Below are 21,281 nucleotides of genomic sequence, written 5' to 3'. Positions count from 1 at the left end.
CGACGAGCGCTTTTGCTCGTTGGGGTGGGGAAGCACGACCGCACTCCCATCCCAGCCCCAAACACCCGAGCGAGAAACCGCCTGTGCGACCATAGAAGCATGTTGAGCAGGGGCCCAGATCGAATTGGACCGAGAGTAGGAGCGGCGCAGCCCTTTGGACCTGCCGCTACCATCACCCGGCGAGCCGCGGATCGGCTGCGGACCGGACACCTCTGGGTATACCGCTCCGACGTCGAAACCTTCATTCCTTTCACCGGCAGCACCGGCGTAGCCGCAGGTTCGCTCCTCACCGTAATGGATGGCCGCGGCATCCCCCTGGGAACCGCCCTATACAGCGACACCTCGCAGATCGCCCTGCGCGTGGTCTCGCCGAAGTCCGGACTACCCCGTGCTGAGTACCTAGCCGAAGTACGCGAACGGATCGGCATCGCCCTCGCTCTACGCGCAGAACTAGCCCCCGTATCCGATCACGACAACTCCTCCCGCCTGATCTTCTCCGAGGCCGACGCTCTGCCCGGCATAGTCGCCGACCGCTACAACGACCTCGTCATCCTGCAACTCCTCACCCAGGGAACCGCTCAGGACGATCTCCGCGCGGTAGTGACCGAAGCTCTCGTAGAGGGTCTCGGCGAAGACGTCACCATCTGGGAGCGCCCCGACGCCCGCGTCCGAGAGTTGGAGCGCCTTCAAGCGCCAGAGCCCGGTCCCCGCTTCGGCACGCCCGAGAAGACCAGCAGCATCTTCACCATCAATGGCCTCCGCCTCCACTTCGACGCAAGTTCAGGACAAAAGACCGGCGCCTTCCTCGATCAGCGTCTGAACTACGCCGCAGCGGCCCGCTACGCCCACGGTACGGCGTTGGACATCTGCACCTACCAGGGAGGCTTCGCGCTACATCTCGCCCAAACCTGCACCCACGTCACTGGAGTAGACGCCAGCCGCGCAGCCCTCGAGGTCGCCGACCGCAACCGCGAACTCAACCCCCATCTCCCAGCCGAGGTCGACTGGATCGAAGCAGACGCCTTTGAACTCCTACGCGACTTCGAGACCTCCGCCAAGCACTACGACACCATCGTCCTCGATCCCCCCGCCTTCGCCAAGACCAAGCGCGCAGCAGAGGGAGCCATGCGCGGCTACAAGGAGCTGAACCTCCGCGCCATGAAGATGCTCCGCTCTGGCGGCACCTTGATCACCTGCTCCTGCTCCCACCACGTTCCTCTCGTCGAGTTCACCGACGTCGTCACCGCAGCCGCAAGCGACGCCGGACGCCGCGTGCAGGTCCTGGAGATACGCGGCGCAGCTCCAGACCATCCCGCCATCCTCACCCTCCCCGAGACCAGCTACCTCAAGTGCCTCATCCTGCGCGTCAGCTAGAGGAACAACCAGCACATGCAGACTCACACGTCGCACACCGACGTCATCATTCTGGGAGCAGGCGCAGCCGGACTCATGTGCGCCATCGAAGCCGGCCGCCGTGGACGCCGCGTCCTCCTCCTCGACCACGCCGAAAAGGCCGGAAAGAAGATCCTCATCTCCGGCGGAGGCCGCTGTAACTTCACCAACCTCCACACCCGCCCCGAAAACTTCCTCTCCCAGAACCCCCACTTCGCCAAGTCCGCCCTCGCCCGCTACACCCCCGCGGACTTCATCGCCCTCGTCCAGCAACACGCCATCCCCTTCCACGAGAAGACCCTCGGCCAGCTCTTCTGCGACCGCTCCGCCCACGACATCGTCACCATGCTTGAGCGCGAGTGCACCCAGGCCAACGTCCGCACCCTCCTCGGCGCGAACATCCTCTCCGTCACACGCGACACCCACTTCCGCGTCGAAACCTCCGCTGGAACCTTCCACGCAGACTCCCTCGTCATCGCCACCGGCGGCCTCTCCATCCCCAAGATGGGAGCCACCGGCCTCGGCTACACCCTCGCCGAACAGTTCGGCCTCCGCATCGTCCCCTGCCGCCCCGCCCTCGTCCCCCTCGTCCTCTCCCCCGAAGACCGCGAGCGCTGGTGCGACCTCGCCGGCCTCTCCGCCGAGGTCATCGCCACCGCCATCCCTCGCACGAAAACCCGCACTACCATCCCCGCCTTCCGCGAAAAGCTCCTCATCACCCATCGAGGACTCAGCGGCCCCGCCGTCCTTCAAGCCTCCTCCTACTGGCACCCCGGCGATCCCGTCCACTTCGACCTCGCCCCCGGCCTCGACGTCACCGAACCCCTCCGCACCCCCAACGCCCGCCGCGATCCCAACGCCGCCATCCAGTCCCTCCGCGCCTTCCTCCCCACCCGCCTCGCCGAGCGCTGGTTCGCCCTTCATCCCCCACCCGACTGGACCAACCCCGGCCTCGCCGCCTTCGAACAAAACCTCCACACCTGGACCATCACTCCCGCGGGCACCGAAGGCTACACCAAGGCCGAAGTCACCGCCGGAGGCGTAGACACCGCCGAGCTAGACGCCAAGACCATGCAATCCAAAAAGGTCCCCGGCCTCTACTTCATCGGCGAAGTAGTCGACGTCACCGGCTGGCTCGGCGGCTACAACTTCCAATGGGCATGGGCCTCCGCCGCCAGTGCCGGACGCGCCATCTAGCCCTACTGCACCACCAACGTAAGATTCACACTCCGCGTCAACCCCGCACACTCCGCCGAAACCACCACGGTATAACTCCCCCCAGGAGTCCCCGGCCCACTCGTACCCGCTCCACTCCCATCCGTAGGAATCTGCCGCCCCGCCCCGCATCCCGCTAGCAGACACAGCAAGCCCAACCCAGCCAGTCGCCTCCCCCGTCGCAACACCAACCCCACCGGCATCAACCAGACCAGCCACACCCACGGCCTTCGCCCCAATCCCAAACTACCCGTAGTCGCTGCCACGCCCGTATTCACCGTCACCGAAACAGTCGTCACGCCTCCCAGCGGCACACTCGCCGGAGAGGCAACACACGTCGCATTCGCCGGTATCCCCGTGCATTTGAAGTTCGCCGTACCCACGACATCGGCAGCCGAGCTAAGCAGCAGCGGAAACACAGCGTTCTTCCCACTCGCCGCCGTCACACTGGTGCTCCCATTCGCCGCCAGAGAAAAATCCACGCCCGAACCACGCAGCGCCAACGTCTGCGGCGAACTCGAAGCATCATCTGTAACCGTAAGAGTACCAATTCGAAGCCCTCCAACAGTCGGAGCAAAGCTAACCTGCAAACTACACGCCGCGCCCACCACCACCGTACTTCCACACGGAGCACCGCCATCGGCTACAACAAAATCCCCCGTCACCTCGATCTTCGCAATCCTCAGCTCAGCCTGGCTGTTGTTCGTCAGCGTAACGCTCTGCGCAACCGACCGCGTCCCCACCCCCGCAGCCCCAAACACCATCGTCCCAAAGGGAGCAAGCGAGACCCCCGCAGGCGCAACCCCCACCCCACTCAAAGCCACCGTCTGGCTCCGGAACTGGTCCGACACCGTTAGCACTCCGCTCCTCGCTCCTACATCCTTCGGAACGAACCGCACCACAATCGCGCACGAAGAGTGCGCATTCAACGAGTTTCCGCATCCATTCACGGCGGTAAAGTCCCCGCCCGTCTCAACCCCAATCAGCGTCAGCGCTACATCGCCCACATTGGTCAGCGTTACCTGCTGCGCCGCACTCGTCGTATTCAACGTCTGCGCCGCAAAGTTCAAACTCAAGGGGCTCAACCCATCCGTCGCCGGAGAGGTCCCCGTCCCGCTCAACGCCGCCGTCTGCGTACCAACGTCGTCGACCACCGTAAGAACCCCACTTCTCACTCCCGATGCCGTCGGACGAAACGCAATCCTCACCGTGCATCCACTCTCTATCCCAAGCGACGAACCACACGTATTCGCCGCCAACACAAAATCCCCACTCACCGAGATCGCGCCTAGCGCCAGCGGCACACCACTCACATTCGAGATCGTCACATCCTGCCCGGCGCTCGTAGCACCCACCGTCGTAGCCCCAAAGCTCAGCGTCACCGGATCCAGCACGATCGCCCCGGCAGCCGTCCCCTCCCCCGCAAGCGACACCGTAGCCTGCCCACCCGCAACGTTCCCATACACCGTCAGCACGCCGCTCCGAGCCCCGGTCGCACCAGGTTGAAAACTCACCTGCACCGCGCAAGTCCCGCCCACAGCCACCGAAGCTCCAACACAAGTATCCGTCGCATGGAAGTCACTCGCACCCAGTCCGTTCGTCGTCACCGCCACCCGGCTCACCTGCAACGCCGCACTGCCCGTATTTGTAACCGTCACAGTCTGCGCCGCACTCGCCGTCCCCACACCCTGCGCCGGAAAGCTCAACGAGCTGGGGGCAACGCTCATCGTCGTCTGCGCCAAAATAGCCGTCACCAGCGGAATCTGCCAGATCCCTCGTCCATAGGTACCCGCCCTCAACTCACCCGTCCCACCTCCGATCGGCATATTCACCGCGACCGCAAGCTGCGTCACCGGAGAGTTCGGCAACCCCACGCCAAACACACTCCAGCAGTTCGTCGTCGAGCAACTTGCAACCTGCGTCGTTACGTAAACGCCCGTATCCAACGCCACATACAAAGTGTTCGCATCGTTCGGATCCACCACCACGCTACTCGCCGGAGCATTCGGCAGATTGCTGCTGATATTCACCCAATGCGCCCCACCGTCCGTCGACTGATACAGATGCGGAGCCTTCTTCCCATTCCCCGAGAATCCCATCACCGTCGCATACACTGTCTTCCCCGTGGCATCATGCGAGTCCACCACCACCGACGACACATCGAACCCACCCGGATTGAACGGGCTTCCCGCATCATTCAACACCGGCGACCGCGCCAGATCCGTCCAGGCCGTCATCGCATCCGCCACCCCGCCCGTGGCCGTCGAATACAAATGCCCCCCGGCACTTCCTCCACCATCCATCGCCCCCGCCATCCCCGCATACAACACCTGCGAACCACCCGCACCGCTCCCAGAATCAGCGACCCCGCCCGCCCCCAGCGACCGCACCATCGCATCGCTCCCCATACACGCAGACCCCGTCGCGCCTGCCAGCTTCGGACTAATCGCACTCCCTGAAGACCACGTCCCGCCATCCGCAGCCGGCCCGCGCCACACCCTGCAGGTCCCCACCAGCATCTTCTCCGGAGCCAGCGGATCCAGCATCCACGGCGCATCGATCAGCGAAGCATCCCCACCCACCTGCGCCACTCCAATCGTCGCTGCCCCCGTAAAATCCGCAGCCGTACAAGCCGACCCACTCACGCACGCCTTTACACTCACCCCCGCCCCGGTAGACCCATACCACAGCATCGGGTTCGCAGGATCGATCGCCACCACCCCGCCCTCGCCCGCGCTCAACTGCGGCCACGCGCTCGAGCCTGCACTCCCCGTCCCCGCCATCCCATTCACCCCCAACCCCACCAGCAACTGCCCAGGATCAGTCGGATGCTGCGCGAAGCTCACCACCTCCGCCAGCGATCCCAGCCCTCCATTCAGATTCTCAAAGTGCGCCGCATCGTCCGCCGAACAATCCGTCCCCTGCACATTCACCCCATCCGGCGACCGCCAAAGCCCTCCATCGTTCCCCAAAAACACCACCGGCGATCCAGCCGCGGCAAGAACCGCAATCGCATGCTGCGCCGGAGCCACCTTCCCCAGCCCCGCACACCGGGCCACCGCGTCGGTCGCATTGGTCGTATTCCGCAACACGCACCCCGCAGCCAGCGAGCACCGATACAAATCCTCCGTCCCCACATACAGCTCCGTATTGGCCACACCTCCACCCGTAGCCGCCACACTCACCGCCGCCAGCGAGAGGTTATAGTCCCCCTGTAGGATCTCCGCACTACCGTTCCCCACCTCCAGCGCAGCACCCCCCAGCCTCGTTCCAAAGGCCACTGCCCCGGCACAGCCCCCTCCACCCTTCGCACAGACATCCTGCCAAAGCCCCTGATCCAGGTTGCTCCGATCGACCGTCAGAGCGAACGTATCCCCACCCACCGGCTCTACCGCCAGCGCCCCACGAAACATCGGACAACTCGTATTCCCCGAAAGACAAGCCGCGCCCGCCAACCCACTCCCCGGCTGCGCCGCCAGCCGCGTCCAGTTCACCCCATCCGCCGACTCGTAGTACCCGTGATACCGCAGCGCCCCAAAGAACCTCTTTCGCACCGGATTCCACACCACCGCCGTCGCCGCAATTCCTCCCCGCGTGTTCGTGAAGAGCGGCCCTTGAATCACCTGGCTCCCATCCATCACCGTCGCCATCTGCCACGTCACACCCGCATCCGTCGAGTAGTACAACCCCGTCACCTGGCTCGACGCCACCCCTGCATTCACCAGCGTCCCCTCCGCCGCCTGCGACACCGCCGCCACCGCCAGCCCCTGCGTCTCGCTACTCCATGCAAAACCCGCAAACCCCAGCCCCACAAACGTGTGGTTCCCTCCCGTCCCATCCCGCGAGCCATCGATCAGCGTCCACGTCTGCCCTCCATCCGCCGACCGCAGAATCCCGCCCCCGTAGTACGAGTCCGTCGCATCGTTCGCATCCCCCGTCCCCGCCAGCACCACGCCGTCCTGCACACTCAACGCCCCAATGCTCAGCGAGGGAATCGCCCCGGATCCCGCGTTCGCGCCAAACGCCGGCAGCGTATCCGTAATCGGAACAAAGCTCACTGCTCCAGCCGCACCCGCCGCATTGACCGACTTCCACACCCCGCCGCCTGTACTCCCCACATACACCGTATTGCCCGTAGCATCCGCCGGATCGAGTGCCACCGCCGTCACCCTTCCGCTCACCAGCCCGTACGCCAACGACCCCACCGACGCTGGCCCCACCGCCTGCCACGCCGCGCTCAAGGGCGAATCCACCAGCCCCAAACTCTGCCTCGCCGCCACCATCTCCGCATGCTGCCGCCGTGCAACTCCCATCGCCAACGCAGCCGATCCACCAGAAGAAGAACCAGACGTAGATCCAACTCCCCCGCCCACCTCAGCCTGCCCCCGAACCACACCCCTCCCACCCAAAAACCGCCGCGCCCTAACCTCGGAAACAGAGCGACCCCCATCCGCAGTCAAAGAAACCAGAGAAGAAGAGGCCGAAGAAAGATCCTCCACCTGCGCCGCAGCCCCCATCGCCGCAACCACAGCCACACCCAACACCATCACCCCGCGCAAGGCGAGGCTCATCCCGCGAACTCGAAGACCAGTCAGACCCATAAAGTTGCTCTGTGAGGGCGCGACGCTACTCTGACCTTTCTACAAACTTCGCTCAGCCCAACACCACGACAGACCTGAAGCACCCTCCCACACCGAGAAGAGCCGCACACAAACCCGCGGGCGCAAAGCCTCGCGCAACCCAAGCCTTAAATCGGCCCACAACACAGCCAATTCGACGACCTTACCTGCTTACAAAATTGAATATTTACAAAGTGCGCTCCCAGTTTGCCTACTTAATGTTGCAAACGCAACATCGCGCCCATGAACTTACGAAGATATCCCCCACGACGCCACAAAGATCCCGAAGCTACACTCATAGAGTCGAGCAGTTTCTTCACCCTCGCCCAAACACCATGTCCGCGCCCACCTCACCTACGCTTCTCTTCGACCACATCGGCCTCGTCGTTGCAGACATAGACGCAGCGCGAGCCCATCTAACCACCACGCTGCAGATGGATCGTTGGACACACATCACCCACGACGCAGGCCTGGGCGTCTCCGTCCAGTTTGGACTTGGAGAAAACGGCACACCCTGCTTTGAACTCATAGCGCCCCTCGGCGAAGCAAGTCCCATCGCCCGCACCCTCGCACAGGGCCGCACCATCCTCAACCACATCGCCTACCGCGTAGACGATCTCGCCGCCGCCGCCGAACATCTGCGCGCCCAGGGATGCTTCCCCACCGGAGACCCCGCACCGGCCCAGGCCTACGGTCGACGCAACGTGCAGTTCTTCCTCTCCCCCCTTCGCTTTATCATCGAGTTGATCGAGGCCCCCGGGCATCGTCATCTCTTTCAGGAGTAACCTTCCGGCCGCGTGTCTCTTCCCATCTCCAATCCGAGCCAACGTCTAACCTGGCTCCCAGCCGCACCCGGCAACTGGAAGCAGCAGCTCCTCGATCTCCGCACCTCCGCTGATCCGTGGTCCACCCTCCTCGCGCTCTCCAACTTCCAGCTCGACTTCATCGCGACCTCCAAACTGGATCGCGAACTCACGCGCCTCCTGCAGTCAGACATCGACGCACCCGCGCACCTCTCCCCTCTGCGCCTCGCCATTCTTGCCTCCTCAACAACGCATCACCTTCTACCGTCGCTGCGCATCTCCGCTCTCCGCCGCGGCATATTGCTGGAGGTCTACGAAGGCGGCTACGGCCAATACATGCAGGAGCTCGCGGACCGCACATCCCCCCTCCACGCCTTCCATCCGCAGCTCATCCTCTTCGCTCTCGATGCGCATCATCTGGTCGAAGTCGCCGCCGCCGGAACAGACCCCATCGACCGCACCCGTCAAGCCTGGCAGCTCGCCCGGCAGAACACCGCGGCCACCCTCCTCCAGCAGACCGCGCTTCCTCTCTTCCCGCCGATGCTCGGCTCAAACGAACACCGCCTGCCCAGCTCACCGCAGAGCGTCCTCACCCACTTCAACCAAGCCATCCCACTCGCAGCCGACGAAGCCCGCGTCCATCTCCTCGACATCACAACTCCCGCCGCGCACGACGGCCTATCCCTGTGGCACGACCCCGCCCTCTGGCTCCGCGCCAAGCAGGAGGTGCATCCCACCGCCGCGCCCCTCTACAGCGAAGCCCTCGCCCCTCTACTCGCCGCTCATCTCGGCCTCACACGCAAATGCCTCGTGCTCGATCTCGACAACACCCTCTGGGGAGGAGTGATCGGCGACGATGGTCTCGAAGGAATCCATCTCGGCCTCGGCCACGCCGCCGGCGAAGCCTTCTTGGACTTTCAAGGCTACTGCCTGCGTCTGCGCGACCGTGGCATCCTCCTCGCCGTCTGCTCCAAGAACGAAGAAAGCACCGCCCTCCTGCCCTTCACCCAACACCCCGGGACCCTCCTTCGCCGCGAACACTTCGCCGCCTTCTTCGCCAACTGGCAGGACAAGCCCGCGAACCTCCGAGCCATCGCAGCGCAACTAAACATCGGTCTCGACGCCCTCGTCTTCGCCGACGACAACCCCTTCGAACGCAACCTCGTTCGCCGCGAAGCTCCCGAAGCCGCCGTTCCCGAGTTACCCGAAGACCCCGCGCTCTTCGCCTCTACCATCGCCCGCGCAGGCTACTTCGAAGCGCTCGCGCTCACCCCAGAGGACGTAGCCCGCGCCGCGCAGTATCAAGCAAACGCCGCACGCACCAGCCAACTCTCCTCCGCAACCGATCTCGACAGCTATCTGCAATCACTTCGCATGCAACTGCGCCATCGCCCCTTCGACGAAGCGAACCTCACGCGCATCGCCCAGCTCATCGGAAAGACAAACCAGTTCAACGTAACCACCCGCCGCCGCCGCGCCGACGACCTTCGCCACCTCCTCGCCAAAGAAGCCAAAGAAGATGAAGACATAGTCACCCTGCAACTCGCACTAAGCGACTCCTTCGGAGACAGCGGCACTATCGCCGCCCTCATCGCACGCGCACAAGAGCACGATCTCGTCATCGACACCTGGCTCATGAGCTGCCGCGTCCTCGCCCGCCGCGTAGAAGAGGCAACCCTCGCCCTGCTCGTACAAGCAGCCCGCCAACGCGGCCTCACCCGCATCCTCGGCGAACTAATCCCCACCCCCAAAAACCTTCCAGTGCGAGACCTCTACATCCGCCTCGGCTTCACCCCCATCACCCCACCCAAAGACGCAGACCCAAACGCACAATGGTTCGCACTCGACCTCTCCACCTTCGAAGAAAAAGAACTCCCCTTCACACTGCTAGAAGGTTGAAAAAGAGACCAGAAGCTCAATCAAAGACCGAGAGACTCAGTCTTATCTCCTATAGACTTCCGTTACGGAAATTTTAGGGCACGACACATGCGGCGTTTATCTACGATCCTGGTTTGGACAACCGTGGTAACCACTCTCCACTCGCAAACGAGGGTGGGAGAAACAGCTCCCACCTTGTCGCTCCATAGGGTCGTGCAAGGAGAGCATCAACTTCCAAAGCCCGGCCATGCAGTGCTGATTGAGTTCTGGGCGACGTGGTGTGGTCCTTGTATCGAAAGCATGCCACGGTTGAACTCGCTCGCCGAACAGTTCCGAACTCGCAATATCGATTTCCTTTGGCTCAGCGCCGAACCGTTGGAGAAGATCAAACCTTTTCTCGCGCGCCATCCAATGAAGGGAACCGTAGCGCTCGATCGAGATGGGGCGTTGTGGAGAGCCTTCGGGGGCAATGGCCTGCCAACGACAGTTCTAATTGACAGCAGCGGCAAAGTCGCTGCGATCACGCGAGCTGAGTTTGTCAATGCAACCGTACTCACCGCACTCTCTGAGCAGAAGACACTTCCTCTCAAGCCGCTTGAGATCGACAATCGTCTCGTCAATCACACTTCCCTCACGGAAGAGAAGCTAAGCGATTCAGACGCAGGCACTCGGGTCGTTGTGAGGCGAGTAAACGAGGCCGGGCATTCGATAGTTAGCTCCGGACAAATCGATGCCAAAGGCAGCACATTGAAAGATCTGCTTGCGGATGCCTATGGTGTCTCTCCCAATTTGATCGACATCCCCACTTACCTTAATCAGATCTATGCTGTCCAAGCCTGGGTGCCATATGGTCGTCCTGAAACGCTCGGCCCATTGATGCAGGCAGCCTTGAGTTCGGCAGCGGGCGTCCATGTCTTTCACGAAAGACGAACGGCGCATGTGCTCGTACTGTCCGGACTATCCGGCCATCTTAGATCGGTACCAAACTCTAGGCTGGAGGAAGGAGGATCGCCGACACCTGGAACGATGGAGTGGAAGGCGGCCAGCGCCGAGACCATACGATCCTCGATTGAGCGAGCTGCCGGTCAACCTGTCGTTCTAGATCGACCAATCTCTGGCAAATTTATGTTTGTTCTCAAATGGGATTCATCGAAGCCCGCCTCTCTTAAAGAGGCGCTTGAGCAACAGGGGCTTACTCTCATTCCTCAGATTAAAACCGTGCCCACTCTAGTGATCGAGTCCTTGGAAAACAAACCGAAGCCGCAGTAGCTTGCCGCTCCTTGCGTAAACGTTCGTTTGTACAAGCCGAACAACCGTCTTCCAGTCACCCCATCACCCAAACTCCGCTAAGACGACTTGTCGTTACTAACGCAATTACCAATCCGTGTACGAGGAGGAGTTCTGGGACGGCCACGATATCGCTTATGGCTTAAAGTAGAAATCATGCGTCTTGGTCTTCTCACGGCTACTTTTATCCTCTTTTGCGGAACACTCTTGCACGCGCATCAAATCAAAGACGTTCATCCAGCAGAGAGCTTCTCTCGCGTGAACGGGGTGCCGTACACGCAAGGTAAGTCCGCTCCGTTATTGGCTAATATGTACGTCCCCAAGGGAGTGAGTATGGCCCCAGCCATCATCTTTATTCATGGCGGTGGTTGGACGGCGGGAACAAGGGATTTCTCGGACAAAGTGATTGTTCCACTCATTGAACATGGGTATGTCGGTATGACGATTGACTATGACCTGAGCCCTGGAGTCCGCTTTCCAATAGCGCTGGAAGAGTGCAAGGCAGCCGTACGCTGGCTTCGCGCTCATGCGGCCGAGTACCATGTCGATCCAGATCGTATTGCCGTGGCAGGGTATTCTGCGGGCGGTGAGCTCGCAGCGCTCGTTGCATTAACGGGCGACGACCCGCGCTACGACGGGATAGGCGATTTCACGACACTGAGCTCAAGAGTAAAAGCGGCAATCCTCTGGAGTTCAGATCTTGACCTGACGACCTTCTCTGAAAAGGATCAGTCCATCACTGCCTATCTTGGAGGTTCCTGTTCGGAGCATAAAGACCTCTGCTTGCAGGCGTCTCCTCAGCACAACCTTGGTGGCAAACTTCCGCCGATCTTCATCGGGCATGGCAATGCCGATGAAGATGTCCCTTACCCACAGTTCACAAACTTTGTTGCCGCCTATAAGCTAGCTCACGGGTCTATCACCACGTTCACAGCAGAACAAGGACAGCATGACTACGTGGTGCAACCTAAGTGGTTTCGAGCAAGTATGGACGCGACGCTGAATTTTCTTAAGAAGAACCTATGACAGGTGGCAACTGCGACGCCCGCAAGATTCCGCCCGGTTGATTGCACTCACCCGCTGGCAATCACTCACGCTTTGTGACAACTTAAGCCTGCCATGTACCGGGCTTTTCAGGCGGGCCACTTTCGAAATGGAGACAGCTTGGCGCCCGCCGGCGCAAGCGGTAGCAAGGCCTGAATGGTTAGCCCGAGTTGGACCTATCATCGACCAACTCGGTAAATCCAGTGGAGATTCCGATCCTGCCCACCGCATCCGCACTAACATGATCTCTATCTCAGCGGCATGCCACTAGTTACAACCTCCTATCGAAAATTTCCCAGTAAAACACGCTGTCAAGCCCCAAAACAACCTAACTCAAGCTCAGTCAACAAGATAAAAGTGGCACTGGAGTTATGGTCCACTTAGTAAAATAGAAGTAGAAGTAATAACTGGAAACACCAATCAACTCACCGCTCAGTGCGGAGAGAAACAAGGTCCTTGCCAACCCATAGCCCTCGGCCCGCCGACACGGAGAGCAGCGCACGCTTGTACTGCACCTTAAGACATCGTCTTCCAAAAGGTCTCCTACAAACGCCCCTCCAAAAGTCCAAGGCCAAACCAAATGAAAAGAAGATTTTGCGCAAAAAAGGGGGGGTCCAGCAAGGACCTACCTCAAGGGGTGCCCCAGGACCTACTAGACCCATGAGAACGGCCCCGACATAGGCAGCCCATTAGGTCTCCGGGAAGAGAGACTCCGTCTGGCCACCATCCGCCAACTCCCGCATCTGCCGGATATATCGCTTCGAATCGAACTTCTTCCCCGTCGAAGCCCCGGACATATACCGTATCTTCCCAAAGATAGGCCGCTCAAACCAAGCCCGGTCGAACTTGCCCAGCACCGCCCAGGCAATTCCGGCATATCCATTCGGGTCGCGCCCATCCAGAAAATACTTATCGTTCAGATAGACGCAATACTTCACGGCAGTAGCCGCATCCGGCGTCCACTCCAGGATCTTCTTGGCCCAATACATCCGGAGGTAGTTGTGCATCCACCCATGCTGCACCATCTGGATCTGCGCCGCATTCCAAAGCTCATCGTAAGTCGCGCCGCGCTCTAACTGCTTCAACGTATAAAGATGCTCGCGCTCATCCCGCGCATGCGCCGCAATCGTCAGCTTCGCCCACTTCTCCGCGCAGTCAGCCGTATCGTAGTTCGGCGTGGACTTCACGAAGTTCACCGCCAGCTCCCGCCACGCGATGAGCTCGTTGAAGTAACTCTCCCGGGCACTCTTCAGGCTGGGATCCTTCTTCACCGCCGCATCGACAGCCAGCGCAATCGTCATCGGCCCGACATGCCCATAATGTAGATAAGGCGACAGCGCCGAGGTGCCATCCACCTCCGGACGATTCCTCCGAACCTCATAACTCTTCAACATGCTCCCCGAGAACAGCTTCAACCGCGTCATCGCCACATGCGTCCCGCCCGTCCAGGCCTCCACCGGCCCAACGCTTCGGTCAAGGTCCTTCCACCCCCGCGTGATGTCCTCATGCACCGAATCCGACACGAACCCAGCCGGCCGCTTCCACTCATGCGCCGCCTTCAAATTCTCATAAGGATGTAAATACTCCGGCAGCAGCCGATAGAGTCGCGGACGAATCGTATACGCTCCATACTGCGCCTTCTCGATCAGCTTCGACGGAACCACCACATCCGTATCCACCGTCCAAAACGGAACCCGCAGACGCTCCGCCAACTCTCGCCGCCACCGCTCCGGCTCCCGCATCGGATTCTCGTCACCGATCACCATCGCCGCACCGACATCCGCAAACATCCGCTCGTGCGACTCCCGCGGGGCGCGCCGCATCACGAACGCAATATTCCGCTCCGCAAGATCCTCCTCCACATCCGGCAATCCCTGATTCAGGAAGACATAGTGCCGCAGATTCGCAGAAGGAAAGTTCGAGATCCCCGCAAAGTACACCACCAGCGGCAAACCCAATAGATTCGCGACCTTCACCCCAAGATCCACCGCATGATTGTCGACTCCACGCTGCGCCCGCTGCATCCAGTACACAACACAGCGCCCATCAGCGGCAGGCGCTCCACCTCGCCGAACCGTGACCCGCGCATCCTCCGCCAACTCGCGAAGCTCTTCCGGAGCCGCAGCGTCCTTCTCACTCATCCAGCAAGTGTACGGCGAGCTGTCAACTCACCTTCGCCCAACGAAAAATGCGGCCCGAAGGCCGCACTCTCGTCAAACACATTACCTTCCAGCCCTTACCAAAGACCCCAGGCGCGGCTCATGTAGTCGCTCAACGTCATCGTAATCAACACAATAAAGGTGAAGAACCCAGCGCCAACCGTCATCTTGATCAGCTTGGACTGATACTTCACATGCATGAAGAAGAGGATGACAATGACAGCCTTGGTACAGGCAATCCCAAGCGCAATCACAGGATTCAACACCCCGAGATCGATATCGGCAGCCAGCACCGTAACAAGCGTTCCGATCAACAGTGCGCCAAAGACCATGCAGTACTGAAGCGGCGTCACAATGTGATGGTCAGCGTGCTCCGGATTCGTTACGTTCGATGGATCGTGATATGCGTCAGACATTAACCTGGTCCTTCATGCCGCAGTAGCGGCTGGAATTCAGCTATTTCAGCGGGTGCCGATTGATAAGGTAGAGCAGCGGAAACAGAAATAGCCACACGATATCGACGAAATGCCAATACAGTCCGAAGTTCTCGATCGGCGCAACATATCCGCTCGAAAACTCACCGTAATAAGCTCGCCAAGTCAGCCAGAACAACAGCACAATGCCGATGATCATGTGGACAGCGTGCATTCCGGTCATAGCGAAGTACAGCGAGAAGAATACCTGCGTCTTCTGAGCCATATCAGGCGCTAGAGGCTTCTCTGAGGCCTTGCCGGTCTTCGCATCGATTGGAGGATTTACAAACTCCGAGATATCGAAGTGCTCGCCCGGAATGTGATGCTTCTCCCACTTCTCGTGGTACTCCACATACTTGATCCCGAGGAACGCGAATCCTAATACGGTTGTAAGCACGAGGAACAGAACCAGCAAACTCCGCTTCCGAACCTCTGCCGCCCAAACGCCCAGCGCCATAAAGAAGCCTGAGCCGATCAGGATGACCGTGTTGATCGCTCCCAGAGTAACGTTGAGCTGATTGGAAGCCGACACAAAGGCGTCGTAGTACCAGTTCCTATACAGCAGGTAGGCGAAGAAGAGCCCACCGAAGAACATGATTTCAGTCAACAGGAACAGCCACATGCCGAACGTACCGGCCTCGCGCTGCTGCTCTTCGGTCTCGAAGTGATGACGATGCTGCGGAAGCGCCACATGGTGGTGCTCCTCATGCACGGCCGTCTCGTGGGTGTGCGGATGCGTAACTACAACGGCGTTATCCAACGGTCGTCACCTCTTGTTGCGTCTTGTGAGCAAGCCACTCATAGTCGTACGCTTCATGGTCGACGATGGGGGTCTCGATAAAGTTTTCGGTCAGCGGTGGAGACTGAATCTGCCACTCCAGTCCCGTTGCCTGCCAAGGATTGTTGCCGGCGATCGCGCCATACCTCAGCGACCAAGTCAGGTACAGCAATGGCAGCAGGAAGCCGACACCAAGGACCGTTGCACCAGCAGTGGAGAGCACGTTCAACACCTGATATTCAGCCGGATACGCATGGTATCGTCGCGGCATCCCCAGATAACCGAGGATAAACTGAGGCATGAAGGTCAGGTTAAACCCGATAAAGCTGGTCACGGCCGAGAGCTTCGAGAACGACTCCGGATACATCCGGCCCGTCATCTTCGGCCACCAAAAGTGGATACCACCAAGAAATGCCATCAACATGCCGCCCACCATTACGTAGTGGAAGTGCGCCACGATGAAGTAGGTCTCGGTCAGATGAATGTCCATACCCAAAGCGCCCAGGAACACGCCCGTCATTCCGCCGATCGTAAACAGACCGAAGAAGGCAAAGGCGTAAAGCATCGGAGTCTCAAAGGTAATCGACCCCTTCTGCAACGTAAACGCCCAGTTGAAGATCTTGATCGCAGAAGGAACAGCGACCAGCATCGTCAGCAGCGAGAACACCAGCGCCGAGTAGTTGGACACGCCCATGATGAACATATGGTGCGCCCAAACGAAGAATCCGAACAGCGCGATCGCCACTGAAGAGAACGCCACCGCCGTATAGCCGAAGACACGCTTGCGGCTAAACGTACTGACGATCTCTGAGATCACTCCCATGCCAGGAAGAATCATGATGTAGACGGCAGGGTGCGAGTAGAACCAGAAGAGATGTTGAAATAGGAGAGGATCGCCGCCCTTGGTCGGATCGAAGACGCCGATGCCGATCGTCCTCTCCAGCGCAACCAGAACGATCGTGATCGCGAGAACCGGGGTTCCAAGAACCATCAATACAGAGGCAGCGTAGTGTGCCCAAACAAACAGCGGCATCCGGAACCAAGTCATGCCCGGTGCACGCATGCGGTGAATCGTCACGATAAAGTTCAAGCCCGTAAAGATCGACGAGAAACCCGCGATGAAGATCGCCGTCGCAGCCGTCACCACGTTCGTATTCAGATAGTGGGTCGACAACGGAGTTGTGAACGTCCAACCGGTATCGACACCGCCAAAGATCAGCGCGGCCAGCGTGAACGTTCCGCCTGCAAGATACAGGTACCAACTCAGCAGATTGATCTTCGGAAAGGCCAGATCCCTGGTACCCAGCATGATCGGAATCAGGAAGTTACCCAGCGTCGCAGGGACCGATGGAACCAGAAACAGGAAGATCATCACGATGCCGTGCATCGAGAACATCTTGTTGTAGGTATCCGAAGCCATCAAGTCTGGTTGAGGCGTCAGCAGCTCCAAGCGAATCAGACCAGCGAACACACCGCCGATAAAGAAGAAGAACGTAATCGAGATCAGGTACAGAATCGCGATCCGTTTGTGATCGCCTGTCAACAGCCAGCTCAGTAGCCCGTGCTCGTTGTTGAGGTAGTTCCGCTTCGGAAGCGTAGCAGTACGCTGGTCTGGCAGGTTGATGATTGTTGAACTGGTTGTACTCATGGCTTCACCATCCCCGGCGTTGTCGGCGCCACTTGGTTGGACTGTGATGTGGTCAGCGTCTGCTGCACACGGTAGTTAGTCTGTAGACCTTTGATGTATTCGACCAGGTCGATCAGGCCGTCTTCGCTTACCTGACCCTGGTAGGTCGGCATAATCGGCGCAAAGCCCGCCGTAACATGCTGTGACGGATTCAGAATCGCATCCCGCAGGTAGGCCTCGTTCACCAGAACCTCAGACCCGTTCGCGAGTTGAAGCTTCGAACCGTAGACCCCAGCGAGATTCGGGCCGCGAGCCGCCGCATTGCCCGAGTGGCACGAGTTGCAACCCATGCTCGCAAACAGCCGCTCGCCGTTCTGTGCCAGCGACATGCCGCTGGTCGAACCCTGCGTCCAGCGCTGGTAGTCATCGGGAGTCAAAACCGTGACCTCTCCGATCATCTCCGAGTGCTTCGTTCCACAGTACTGCGTGCAGAAGATGTGATAGGTCCCCGGCGTCGTTGCCTCGAACCAGACCGTCGTATAGCGTCCGGGAATTACCTCTCGCTTCACGCGGAAGTCCGGAATCGAGAAGCTGTGGAAGACGTCCTGCGAGATCATCGTCAACTGCACAGGCCGACCCATGGGAACGTGCAATGCATTGATCTCATGCTGGCCACCTGGGTGCTCGGCCTTCCACATCCACTGCTTGCCCACGACATAGATATTCATCGAATTGACCGGTGGATTGTAGATGCGGAAGTACAAAAGAGCGCCCCAGACAAAGACGACCAGAAATAGCGCCAGCGGAATGATCGTCCACGTCGCTTCCAGCAGCGTCGAGCCTTCGACCTGGATCGCGACTGGATGCCGCTCCTTGCGATAGCGGATCGAAAACCCAAAGACGAGAATCCCGACAATGACCATGCCCACCGCTGTGATTGTCAGCAGGAAGAAGTAAAGCGCGTCAGTGTAAGGCGCGATGGTCGATGCCTCGCTCGGGAAGAGCGCGGAAGCGTGGAGCCATTTCACCAAAAATTGCCACAGGACTGGACTGATATGCATCGTTACCCTTTATCCGTTATCTTTCTTCATCAGGTCGTGGTCGCGTCCCAGTTTGAGATCTCGCCGAAACATCAAAAACATAAATCCGCCTAGCCCAGCCATCGTTACCATCCCGCCAAACTGAACCACTCGAGCGACGATCAGAGAATGCTTGTTCGTCTCGGGATCGTAGTGATAGCAGTAGGTAAGAATGTTGGCAACCGGCGAACCGATCTTATTATTGGAAGCCTCGATCAACCCCAGAAGCATGTCCTTCGGCGAATACTCTACGCCCAGGTAGTACTGCGCCAGCTTTCCATCGGTCGTCACAATCTCCAACGAACTCGCATGAGCAAACTGCGTAAGCTTCCCATCCGGTCCCGGAACGCGGACATAGCCAAATCCAACAGCGTCCGTTACCGCATCGATAGCCGGCTTCTGGCCTGTAAGGTAATGCCAACCTGCCGCGGTCTCTGGCCGCCCGTAGCGCTTCAGGTAGAAAGCCTTCTTCTTCGCCGCCATCTCTGGGGTCTCGCTTGGGTCGATACTGATAATAATGACGTCGAAGTCCTTACCGGGGGTAAGCTTCACCATCTCCAGGGCACCGGTCATGCCATCGAGCTCCTCTGAGCACAACAGCGGGCACTCGTAATACACCAGGGAGAGCAGCGCCGGGTGCTTGCCGAAGTAGTCACCCAGCACTACCGACTTACCCGTCTCATCCACGAAAGCCGCATCCATCGGAAGCTTTTGGTTCAGATGTTGAGTGACGGCGACCTTCTGCAGCACCTTGGGAAGTTGATCCCCGGTATTTTCGCCGCCCTGTTTGTCCCCGTAACTCGAGACCTGCGCCAGACCTGTCGAACCAAGCAGAGCGCAGCAAAGAGCCGCCGCCTGCCATCCTGCCCGAATTGTCTTTCCGCTCGTCATCTCAGTTCACCTGATACTTATCTTAAATCCCGCTGCGCCCTGCTGTTACTTCGCGGCACCCGGCTCCTCGTGGGTGCCGGCTTCTGCCTTAGCAAAGCTCATCTTCTGCTTGCGTGCTTCAATCACATCCAACTCGTAACCAGTACGCGCAAAACCTGTCGTTAGAGGAGCTTGCACCTCGGGCTTCACATCGCCCGCAAGCTGAGGCGAGGCCGTGGATGCGGCATTCACCGGTAAGCCACGTTGTGCGATTAGCTCCATCGCCCGGGTAATCGGAATTCGGATCTCTCCGGTCGAGCCCGCCACGCTGTAGTGATCCAGGAAGAGATCTTCGCGCGCATGCAGGTCTGCGGTTGCCTGGTTGCCGTCGTCGATGTCGAGGCGCGGCGAAGGAAAGCTGTTCGTGATCTTCTGCAGCTCCCTCTGTTGCATCTCCGGGTTGCTGGCGAGATTCTCGCGCTGGCCCTTCGCGACCGGACCGCCGTTCCACTTGGTCGGTTCTCCGTCCTGCTTCGTGATCTGGTTGTTAATAACGCGGCCCAGAAAGAAGCAGACACCAAAGAAGATAAGGACGAACCCAAACAGGCCTGCGAGAAACACCGCAACGCCGCCGACGTTGGCGTCGGTCGTCTCGTAGCCGGGAGAATCGGCGTTGCGCTCATGAGAAACGGGCTTCGGATGTTGGCTTGCCAGATCGTCATTAGTGGGCATGTTCAGGCTCCAGAATCTCTTCGAGGTGCGGGTCGTTCACGACGACCAGAGGACGCGCCATCAGTTGCGTCAGGTAGTACGCCACCCACACTCCCAGCACCGCAAGCGGCACGGTAATGTAGGCGAGAATGCCAATATTGCCAGCGAGGTGAAGATTGCCAGCGGCATCTGGGAAGTTTGGCTCAATGATCCAGAAGAGGTCGATGCAGCGCGCCAGAATCATAAAGCACGTCAGCCAGACCATCTTCTTCTTGTTTCGCTTCAGGTCTCGCGATAGGAGCAGGCAGAACGGGATGAGCCAATGGCAACAAAAATCCAAGGTGCAGATGTACCACCAGCCTCCACGGATGCGGCTCAGGTACCAGGGAATCTCTTCCGGCACGTTACCAGACCACATGATCAGGAACTCGCCGAAGGTCAGATAGATATTCAACATGACGAAGGCAAACAGGAACTTGCCCAGATCGTGCTGCTCCGTCGTCCTCAGGATCGTCTTGATCGGCTCAAACTTGGACAACAGGATTACCGACAGCACACTCAACGCGAGAACTGCATATCCTTGCCCAACCAGAAACTTGAAGCCCCATACCGATGAGTACCAGGTGATATCGAGGGCCATCACCCAATCGATAATCAGCACTGTCATCAGGATCACGTAAATCAGGATGCCGATACCGCTAAGATTCTCGAATTTGACGCGCCAGTAATCGAAGCTCTGTTCCGTTCCACGCGCTACATCCGCATCGCGTTGAAGAGACCACTTGTTGAGGAGATACATGAAGGTCAGCATTACCGCGAAGACGAATATCGTCTGCACCAGAACGCTGCCCGGGCTCAACATAGGCCGCTTGTAGTTGATCGAATGAGCCTGCGCTTCATTGATCACATGATTGAGGAGCCCTTGTTCGGTCATTTCGCTGTTCGGAAAGGCCGCCCACAAGTAAAGCTTCTTAGCCAACAGTGCCAGAGGAATGAACATCGCCACAACCAGCGGCAACGTGCGCGTCATCGCCTCCAGCGGACGACGTAGCAGCAATCCCCATTTACCGCCCGACACATACTGCAGCATCAACAGCACCAATCCGCCGCCCGCAAAGCCGAACGAAAGAATGACACCCAGTAGATATCCGCGCAGCATGTGCGTCTTGCCGCCGGGAACCATGACGAAGAGAAGCGACAGTACCGTCGCGACAACCGCCACGATGAGTGCCCGCATCCGCCAGGCCGACAGTACCTCAGGAGCTGCTAGTGATGCTGGCAGCGTCCGCGGCCCGTGGTGGGCGTGATCGGCGTGTCCGTGTTGTTCGTGTCCTTGTGCCATTCGT

General features: G+C 59.4%; 15 protein-coding genes. 6 read left to right on the top strand and 9 right to left on the bottom strand.

Features of this window, described 5'->3' with window-relative positions; genetic code table 11:
- Positions 1-99 precede the first annotated feature (99 nt).
- Entirely contained in the window at positions 100-1,374 is a 1,275-nt protein-coding gene (locus HB393_RS11995) for a class I SAM-dependent rRNA methyltransferase (protein WP_213805403.1), read from the top strand.
- A gap of 15 nt (positions 1,375-1,389) precedes the next feature.
- Positions 1,390-2,589 carry an NAD(P)/FAD-dependent oxidoreductase gene (locus HB393_RS11990; RefSeq protein WP_213805402.1) on the top strand — a complete coding sequence of 400 codons (1,200 nt, stop codon included), beginning with the start codon at positions 1,390-1,392 and terminating at the stop codon, positions 2,587-2,589.
- 2 nt (positions 2,590-2,591) lie between these two features.
- Here the strand turns inward: HB393_RS11990 and HB393_RS11985 are convergent, their stop codons facing one another.
- Entirely contained in the window at positions 2,592-7,178 is a 4,587-nt protein-coding gene (locus HB393_RS11985) for a choice-of-anchor D domain-containing protein (protein WP_255551010.1), read from the bottom strand.
- A gap of 383 nt (positions 7,179-7,561) precedes the next feature.
- Between HB393_RS11985 and HB393_RS11980 the strand changes: the two genes are divergently transcribed.
- The 4 genes from HB393_RS11980 to HB393_RS11965 all read left to right on the top strand — a co-directional run bounded on the left by HB393_RS11980 (position 7,562) and on the right by HB393_RS11965 (position 12,220).
- Complete coding sequence (locus tag HB393_RS11980; protein WP_213805401.1) at positions 7,562-8,011, top strand: VOC family protein; 450 nt, start codon at positions 7,562-7,564, stop codon at positions 8,009-8,011.
- A gap of 12 nt (positions 8,012-8,023) precedes the next feature.
- Positions 8,024-9,928 (top strand): HAD-IIIC family phosphatase, encoded by a 1,905-nt coding sequence (locus tag HB393_RS11975; RefSeq protein WP_213805400.1) that lies wholly within the window; start codon positions 8,024-8,026, stop codon positions 9,926-9,928.
- An 87-nt stretch (positions 9,929-10,015) separates the two neighbouring features.
- Positions 10,016-11,176: a TIGR03435 family protein gene (locus HB393_RS11970; protein ID WP_255551009.1), complete on the top strand. Its 1,161-nt coding sequence runs from the start codon at positions 10,016-10,018 to the stop codon at positions 11,174-11,176.
- Between the two features lie 276 nt (positions 11,177-11,452).
- Positions 11,453-12,220: an alpha/beta hydrolase gene (locus HB393_RS11965; RefSeq protein WP_345945163.1), complete on the top strand. Its 768-nt coding sequence runs from the start codon at positions 11,453-11,455 to the stop codon at positions 12,218-12,220.
- A 707-nt stretch (positions 12,221-12,927) separates the two neighbouring features.
- Here the strand turns inward: HB393_RS11965 and HB393_RS11960 are convergent.
- The 8 genes from HB393_RS11960 to HB393_RS11925 all read right to left on the bottom strand — a co-directional run bounded on the left by HB393_RS11960 (position 12,928) and on the right by HB393_RS11925 (position 21,277).
- Positions 12,928-14,379 carry a deoxyribodipyrimidine photo-lyase gene (locus tag HB393_RS11960; RefSeq protein ID WP_213805397.1) on the bottom strand — a complete coding sequence of 484 codons (1,452 nt, stop codon included), beginning with the start codon at positions 14,377-14,379 and terminating at the stop codon, positions 12,928-12,930.
- Between the two features lie 95 nt (positions 14,380-14,474).
- Positions 14,475-14,813, bottom strand: a complete 339-nt coding sequence (locus tag HB393_RS11955) for a cytochrome C oxidase subunit IV family protein (RefSeq protein WP_213805396.1) — start codon at positions 14,811-14,813, stop codon at positions 14,475-14,477.
- Between the two features lie 40 nt (positions 14,814-14,853).
- Positions 14,854-15,630, bottom strand: a complete 777-nt coding sequence (locus HB393_RS11950) for a cytochrome c oxidase subunit 3 (RefSeq protein ID WP_213805395.1) — start codon at positions 15,628-15,630, stop codon at positions 14,854-14,856.
- Entirely contained in the window at positions 15,623-17,296 is a 1,674-nt protein-coding gene (locus tag HB393_RS11945; protein WP_213805394.1) for a cbb3-type cytochrome c oxidase subunit I, read from the bottom strand. The genes HB393_RS11950 and HB393_RS11945 overlap by 8 nt, the downstream gene beginning before the upstream one ends.
- Complete coding sequence (gene coxB, locus HB393_RS11940) at positions 17,293-18,336, bottom strand: cytochrome c oxidase subunit II (protein WP_213805393.1); 1,044 nt, start codon at positions 18,334-18,336, stop codon at positions 17,293-17,295. Before coxB ends, HB393_RS11945 begins: the two co-directional genes overlap by 4 nt.
- 9 nt (positions 18,337-18,345) lie before the next feature.
- Positions 18,346-19,245 carry an SCO family protein gene (locus tag HB393_RS11935; protein ID WP_213805392.1) on the bottom strand — a complete coding sequence of 300 codons (900 nt, stop codon included), beginning with the start codon at positions 19,243-19,245 and terminating at the stop codon, positions 18,346-18,348.
- Between the two features lie 45 nt (positions 19,246-19,290).
- Complete coding sequence (locus HB393_RS11930; RefSeq protein WP_213805391.1) at positions 19,291-19,956, bottom strand: hypothetical protein; 666 nt, start codon at positions 19,954-19,956, stop codon at positions 19,291-19,293.
- Positions 19,946-21,277 carry a hypothetical protein gene (locus HB393_RS11925; protein WP_213805390.1) on the bottom strand — a complete coding sequence of 444 codons (1,332 nt, stop codon included), beginning with the start codon at positions 21,275-21,277 and terminating at the stop codon, positions 19,946-19,948. Before HB393_RS11925 ends, HB393_RS11930 begins: the two co-directional genes overlap by 11 nt.
- Between the last annotated feature and the right edge of the window lie 4 nt (positions 21,278-21,281).

The sequence above is a fragment of the Granulicella sp. dw_53 genome, assembly GCF_018449545.1.
Classification (GTDB): domain Bacteria; phylum Acidobacteriota; class Terriglobia; order Terriglobales; family Acidobacteriaceae; genus Edaphobacter.
Note: the sequence above shows the minus strand (reverse complement) of the source record. Positions and strands in the feature narration are given on the sequence as shown.